The 6,568-nt window shown below is 70.3% G+C and carries 4 protein-coding genes; all 4 read left to right on the top strand.

Annotated elements, in window-relative coordinates:
• The first annotated feature begins 283 nt into the window (after positions 1-283).
• The 4 genes from JWQ91_RS05555 to JWQ91_RS05570 all read left to right on the top strand — a co-directional run bounded on the left by JWQ91_RS05555 (position 284) and on the right by JWQ91_RS05570 (position 6,454).
• Positions 284-1,297: an iron ABC transporter substrate-binding protein gene (locus JWQ91_RS05555; protein WP_297781804.1), complete on the top strand. Its 1,014-nt coding sequence runs from the start codon at positions 284-286 to the stop codon at positions 1,295-1,297.
• 110 nt (positions 1,298-1,407) lie between these two features.
• On the top strand, positions 1,408-2,853 hold the full coding sequence (locus JWQ91_RS05560) for an iron ABC transporter permease (protein ID WP_297781806.1): 1,446 nt from the start codon (positions 1,408-1,410) through the stop codon (positions 2,851-2,853).
• Complete coding sequence (locus tag JWQ91_RS05565; RefSeq protein WP_297781808.1) at positions 2,850-3,893, top strand: ABC transporter ATP-binding protein; 1,044 nt, start codon at positions 2,850-2,852, stop codon at positions 3,891-3,893. Before JWQ91_RS05560 ends, JWQ91_RS05565 begins: the two co-directional genes overlap by 4 nt.
• Positions 3,890-6,454, top strand: coding sequence for an AMP-binding protein (locus JWQ91_RS05570; RefSeq protein ID WP_297781810.1), 2,565 nt, complete (start codon positions 3,890-3,892; stop codon positions 6,452-6,454). Before JWQ91_RS05565 ends, JWQ91_RS05570 begins: the two co-directional genes overlap by 4 nt.
• The last annotated feature ends 114 nt before the right edge of the window (positions 6,455-6,568 follow it).

Raw genomic sequence — 6,568 nt, forward strand, 5'->3', positions numbered from 1 at the left:
AAGTAACAGGCGAGGAGTCCGTAGACGGCGACTCGGGCCAGCAGCTTCTCGAAGTCGAGTTTGTCGCGATCTACTGGTGACGCCGCGCTATGGCCCCAACGGGCGAGCACGGCACTTGGGCCTTCGCGTGCGCGATGAGCGCGGCCACTGACGCCGGGGTCAGGGTCCGGTGGACGCGGATCCGCACGAATCTCCGTTCCGAGGTCGTCGCTGCCGGGCCTCTGTTCAGCGGCCAGCCAGGTGCCACTAAGGTAAGCCAAACCTGACCCATAGGAGCTCCACAGTGCGACGCAACATCTTCCTCGGTGCCATCGCGGCACCGCTGATCCTGACCTTGCTGTCCGCGTGTGGTGGCAGTGGCGACGACGGGCCGTCGATCACGGTGTACAACGCGCAGCACGAGGAGCTCCTGGCCGAGCTGGCGCCTGCGTTCACCAAGGAGACCGGTATCAAGGTCAAGCTCCGCAACGGCAGCGATTTCGAGCTGGCCAACCAGCTGGTGCAGGAGGGCGACGCATCGCCGGCCGATGTGTTCCTGACCGAGAACTCACCGGCGATGTCCCTGGTGGAGAGCAAGGACCTGTTCGCCAAGCTGGACGCGTCGACGCTGGAGCTCGTGCCGGCCCAGTACCAGGCCAAGAGCGGCAGGTGGATGGGGTTCACTGCTCGATCGACCGTGCTGGTCTACAACAAGGCCAAGGTCGCTCAGTCGGAGCTTCCGACCTCGCTGCTGGACCTGGCCGAGCCGAAGTGGAAGGGCAAGGTCTCGTTCTCGCCGACGGGCGCCGACTTCCAAGCGATCGTCAGTGCCGTGCTGGAGCTCGAGGGCAAGGCCGCGACCGAGCAGTGGCTGGCGGGGCTGAAGGCCAACGGGACGGTCTACCAGGGGAACAACGTCGTGCTGAAGGAGGTCAACGCCGGCACGATCGACACCGGGGTGATCTACCACTACTACTGGTACCGCGACCAGCAGGAGTCGGGCGCGAACAGTGACGCCTCGGCGTTGCACTTCTTCGGTGACAAGGATCCGGGGGCGTTCCTCAGCGTCTCGGGCGCGGGCGTGCTGAAGGCCAGCAAGCACCAGTCGGACGCGCAGAAGTTCGTCAACTTCCTGGCGAGCGTCGATGGTCAGCAGGCGCTGGCCGACAGCTATGCGTTGGAGTACCCGCTGAACCCCGATGTCGAGCTGGGACGAGGCGTCCGGCCCCTGGCCGAGCTGGATCCGCCGGTGGTCGACGTCTCCTCCCTGAACGGGCCCGAGGTCATCTCGATGCTCCAAGACGCGGGATTCCTCTGATCGGCGCGCCGACGAGACCCCGGCGGCGCGTCCGGCGGGGCGCGACACCGCCGTCACTCCTGCTCGTCGCGGTCGTCGTCGCAGCCTTCGCGCTGATCCCGCTCGGGTACGTGACGGTCTACGTCGTCTCGCTCGGCGGGCACGAGGCCTGGCAGGTCCTGGTGCGGCCGCGGATGGGGGAGCTGCTCTCGAACACCGCGCGACTCGTGGCGCTTGGATGCCTGCTCAGCGTCATGCTGGGGGTGGCGTGCGCGTGGGTCGTGGAGCGCACCGACATCCCGGGGCGGAACGTGTGGCATGTGCTGGCGGCTGCGCCACTGGCGATCCCGGCGTTCGTCAACAGCTACTCCTGGTCATCGCTTGCCGGCGGGGTGGAGGGCCTCCACGGTGCTCTGCTGGTGGTGACCTTGTCGTACTTCCCGCTCGTCTACCTGCCCACCGCGGCGTCGTTGCGTGGTCTCGACCCGGCTCTGGAGGACGTCGCCCGCTCCCTGGGCTTCGGCCCTGTCCGGACGTTCGTCCGGGTGGTCCTTCCCCAGCTCCGTCCCGCCGTGATCGGCGGTGCGCTGCTGGTGGGTCTGCACCTCCTGTCGGAGTTCGGGGCGCTGCAGATGCTGCGCTTCCCCACCTTCACGACAGCCATCTACGACCAGTACAACTCCTCGTTCAACAGCGCCGGTGCCAATGTCATCGCCGCGGTCCTGGTGCTGTGCTGCCTGGTGCTGCTGATCGGCGATCTGCACCTGCGCTCGCGCCGGCGCCTGTCCCGCGTCGGCGGGGGGTCCCGTCGGCACGCCGTCCCGGCGCGACTCGGCCGGCTTCGCGCGCCGGTGCTCGGATTCATGATCACGGTGGTGGCTGGATCGCTCGGCGTGCCGCTGTACAGCCTGGTGCACTGGATGGTGGTGGGGTCGTCGACCGCGTTCCCAGCCGGCGACATCGCCGCTGCCGCGGCCACCTCGGTCGGCCTGGGGCTGGTCGCCGCCGTGGTCGCGGTGCTGCTCGCGACGCCGGTGGCCTGGCTTGCGGTGCGCCACCGGACGCGGACCGCGACGGTCGTCGAGCGCAGCACCTATGTCGCGAACGCCCTCCCGGGCATCGTGGTGGCCCTCGCCCTGGTCACGGTGTCGATCAGGTACGTCCCGAGCATCTACCAGACGTACGTCCTGCTGCTGGGTGCGTACGCCATCATGTTCCTGCCGCGGGCCCTGGTCAGTGTCCGGGCGGCCGCCGAGCAGTCGCCACCAGTGTTCGAGGATGTCGCGCACGGCTTGGGCCTGAGTCCTCTGGCCACGGCGCGCCGGGTCACCCTGCCGCTCCTCGCACCGGGGGTCGGAGCGGGGTGCGCGCTGGTGTTCCTCGCCGTGACGACCGAGCTCACCGCGACGCTGCTGCTGTCACCCATCGGCACGACGACCCTGGCGACCCAGTTCTGGTCGAACTCGTCCTCGGTGGCCTACGGGGCGGCCGCGCCGTACGCCGTGATGTTGGTGCTGATCTCGCTGCCGGCCACCTACCTGTTGAGTCGTCGGCCGTCCCTGGAGGCAATGACATGAGCGGACTGAAGATCTCGGGTCTCAGCAAGGCCTTCGGTGGCCGGCGGGTGCTGGACGGCATCGACCTCGACATCCCGGCCGGCTCGGTGGTCGCGACGCTCGGGCCGTCCGGTGGGGGCAAGACGACGCTGCTGCGCATCATCGCCGGCTTCCTCGACGCCGACGCCGGCACGATCGACCTGGACGGCGTCGAGCTGGTCGCCGGCGGTCGAGGGATCGCGCCGCAACGGCGCGGGATCGGCTACGTGCCGCAGGAAGGGGCGCTGTTCCCGCACCTGGATGTCGCGACCAACATCACCTTCGGCCTCCGCCGTGGCGATCGACGTGCGTTCGACGTCGACAGGATGCTCGCGCTGGTCGACCTCGACCCGGCGCTCAAGCTTCGCCATCCCCACGAGCTGTCCGGAGGGCAGCAGCAACGGGTCGCCCTGGCGCGGGCGTTGGCGCCGGCGCCGGCGGTCGTGCTGCTGGACGAGCCCTTCTCATCGTTGGATGCCGGCCTGCGGGTCGAGACCAGTCACGCCGTCATCGGTGCCCTGCGGGCCGCCGGCGCCACCGCCGTCCTGGTCACGCACGACCAGGACGAGGCGCTCGCGCTGGCCGACCGCGTCGCGGTGCTGCGCGACGGCCGGGTGACCCAGTACGCGACCCCTGTCGATCTGTACCGGACCCCCGTCGATCTGGCCACGGCCGCGTTCGTCGGCAGTGTGGTGGTGGTACCCGGGATCGTCAACGGCCGGGTCGCCACGTGCGCGCTGGGGCGCCTCGCCGTGCCGCCGGACGGCCCGCAGGGGAGCGTGCAGGTCCTGGTTCGCCCCGAGCAGCTCGTGCTGGGGCCACCCTCGGGACCGGGCACGCCGGCGCGGGTCGTCGACGTCAGCTACTACGGCCACGACGCCACGGTGCGCCTGGTCCTGGACGGCGCCGGGGCAACCATCGAGGCCCGGGTGCTCAGCGCGGACCTGCCGGCGCCCGGCGAGGAGGTCACGGTCGCGGTCAAGGGTGACGCCGCCGTGTTCGGCACGGTGGGCGCGGCGTGATCACCGAGCGGCACGCCTTTGCCGCCCTCGCCCGCCACGGGCAGCGGCCTGCGCTGATCGGGCCCGACGACGTCCTCACCTACGCCGACGTCGCCGAGCGGGTCGCCGCCGCCCGGGACGTGCTGACGACCGACAAGCGCCTGGTCGTGGTGGCGGGCACGAACTCGGCCGAGTCGCTCATCGCCTACACGTCGGCGATGGCGCACGGGCACGCCGTTCTGCTCGTGCCCGCCGGCAGCTCCGCCCACCTGGCTTCGATCGTCGACGCGTACGACCCCGACGTGGTGTTCGACCCCGCCACGGGTGACGGATTCGTCGAGCGGCGTGCGGGCACCCGCCACGACCTGCACCCCGACCTGGCGCTCCTGATGTCGACCTCGGGCTCCACCGGCTCGGCCAAGCTGGTCCGGCTGTCGCACGACAACGTCGTCAGCAACGCCCGTGGCATCGCCGACTACCTGGACATCGCCGAGGACGACCGAGCACTGACCACCCTGCCGATGCACTACTGCTACGGATTGTCGGTCGTCAACAGCCACCTGCTCACGGGCGCGGGCCTGGTCGTCACGGACTGGTCGGTCGTCGACGACTGCCTCTGGGACCTGGCCGCGAGCGCGGAGGCGACGTCGTTCGCGGGCGTGCCGTACACGTTCGACCTGCTGGACTCGATCGACTTCTTCGAGCGGGACCTGCCGTCGCTCCGCCACATCACCCAGGCGGGAGGCCGGCTCGCACCCGATCGCATCGCCGCCTACGTCGATCTGGGCCTGCAGCGGGGATGGCGGTTCTTCGCCATGTACGGCCAGACCGAGGCGACGGCGCGGATGGCGTACCTGCCACCGGAGCTGGCGCAGGTCCGGCCCGAGGCGTTGGGTGTGCCGGTCCCCGGCGGGTCGTTCCGGCTCGAAACGGTGCCGGAGCTGGCGGGCACGGGGGTCGGTGAGCTCGTCTACGCCGGGCCCAACGTCATGATGGGCTACGCCACCACCATCGGGGATCTCGCCGCCGGCCCCCAGCTCGCTGAGCTGCACACCGGTGACCTGGCCCGGCGTCACGATGACGGGAGCTATGAGCTGGTGGGTCGGCGCAGCCGGCTCGCGAAGGTCTTCGGCCTGAGGATCGATCTGGATGAGCTGGAACGCCTGCTCCTCGACCAGGGGGTGTCCGCATGGTGTGTGTCGGTCAGTGACCGCCTGCAGGTGTTCGTCGACTGGCACACCGATGCCGCGCAGGTCCGCACAGTGCTCGCACGTTGCTGCGGCCTGCCCGAGCACGTCGTCACGGTGGGCCGCCTGCGCGACAGGCCCCTGACCGCGAACGGCAAGACGGACTACCCGTCGCTGGAACGTCAGGCGCGGCTCCTCGGTCGGTCGAGCTCGCGCCGACGCGAGCGGCCGTCGGCGGAGGGGGTGCGGGCCGAGGACATCCGCGACCTGTACGCCGAGCTGCTGGCCCGACCGGACGCCACCCCCGATGACAGCTTCACCAGCCTGCGCGGCGACTCATTGTCGTACGTGGAGCTCTCCGTGCGGCTGGGGGAGCTCGGCGTGCGCCTGCCGTCCGACTGGCAGCGCCATCGGATGCGTGACCTGGTGACCTCATCGCGCGTCCGACCGACCTGGGGGGTGAGACTGGAGATGTCGGTCCTGCTGCGGGCCGTGGCGATCCTCCTGATCCTGGGAACTCACGCCAACGTGTGGACCGCGCCGGGTGGCGCGCACGTGCTGCTGGCCGTGGTGGGCTACAACTTCGCCCGTTTCCAGCTCACGGACCGGTCGCGCGTCGACCGGGTCCGCGCGAGCGCCGGTTCGCTGGTGCGGCTGGCCCTGCCGTGCATCGTCTGGATCGGGGCGGTCGCGGTGGTGGCGGGAACGTACCGACCCCAGACGGCGTTGTTCCTCAACGGCCTGACCGGCAGTGACCAGTGGACGGTGCAGTGGCAGTTCTGGTTCCTGGAAGCAATCCTGTGGATCCAGGTCGCCGCGGTCACGCTCCTGGCCGTCCCGCTGCTCCACCGTGCGGAACGTCGGGCGCCGTTCGGGTTCGCGAAGACGGTGCTCGTCGTGGCGCTGGTCCTCCGATTCGCGCTGACCGGCGTCGAGGCCGGCCCGACCGAGCGCTACACCCCGTCGATCGTGCTGTGGTGTTTCGCCCTCGGCTGGGCGCTCGCCCAGGCTCACTCGGGGTGGCAGCGACTGGCTGTGTCGGCAACGGCACTCGTCGGTGTCATCGGGTTCTTCGGCGACCCCGAGCGTGAGGCAGTCGTCATCACCGGCATCCTCCTGCTGGCGTGGGTCCCCGCGGTACGGCTCCCCAAGTGGGGCGCCCGGGCTGCGGGAGTGGTGGCGGCGGCCTCGCTCTACATCTACCTGACCCAGTGGCAGATCTACCCCCACCTCGAGGACCGGATCCCGCTGCTGGCCGTTGCCACGTCGATCGCTGGGGCGATGGCCTACCAGCTCGCCTGGGAACGGGGCGTCAGCAGGTGCAGACGCCTCTTCCGCCGCTCGGGGGCGGCCGAAGGGCTCGCTGCCAGCCGCGTCTACGCACCCACCGCCTGAGTCGGGAGACGAGCGACGGATCCGGCCGGTCTTGTCCTCGTCGTCGATCACCGGGCCGTGCCTAGTCTGGGGGCGTGCCCGACCCCACCGAGATCGATGAGCGAATTGACCGCG

This window comes from Aeromicrobium sp., from assembly GCF_025965075.1.
Lineage (GTDB): Bacteria > Actinomycetota > Actinomycetes > Propionibacteriales > Nocardioidaceae > Aeromicrobium.

Bases quoted from the DNA above. Each gene is read 5' to 3' on its own strand.
- JWQ91_RS05565 (WP_297781808.1), top strand. From the start codon at position 2,850: ATGAGCGGACTGAAGATCTCGGGTCTCAGCAAGGCCTTCGGTGGCCGG.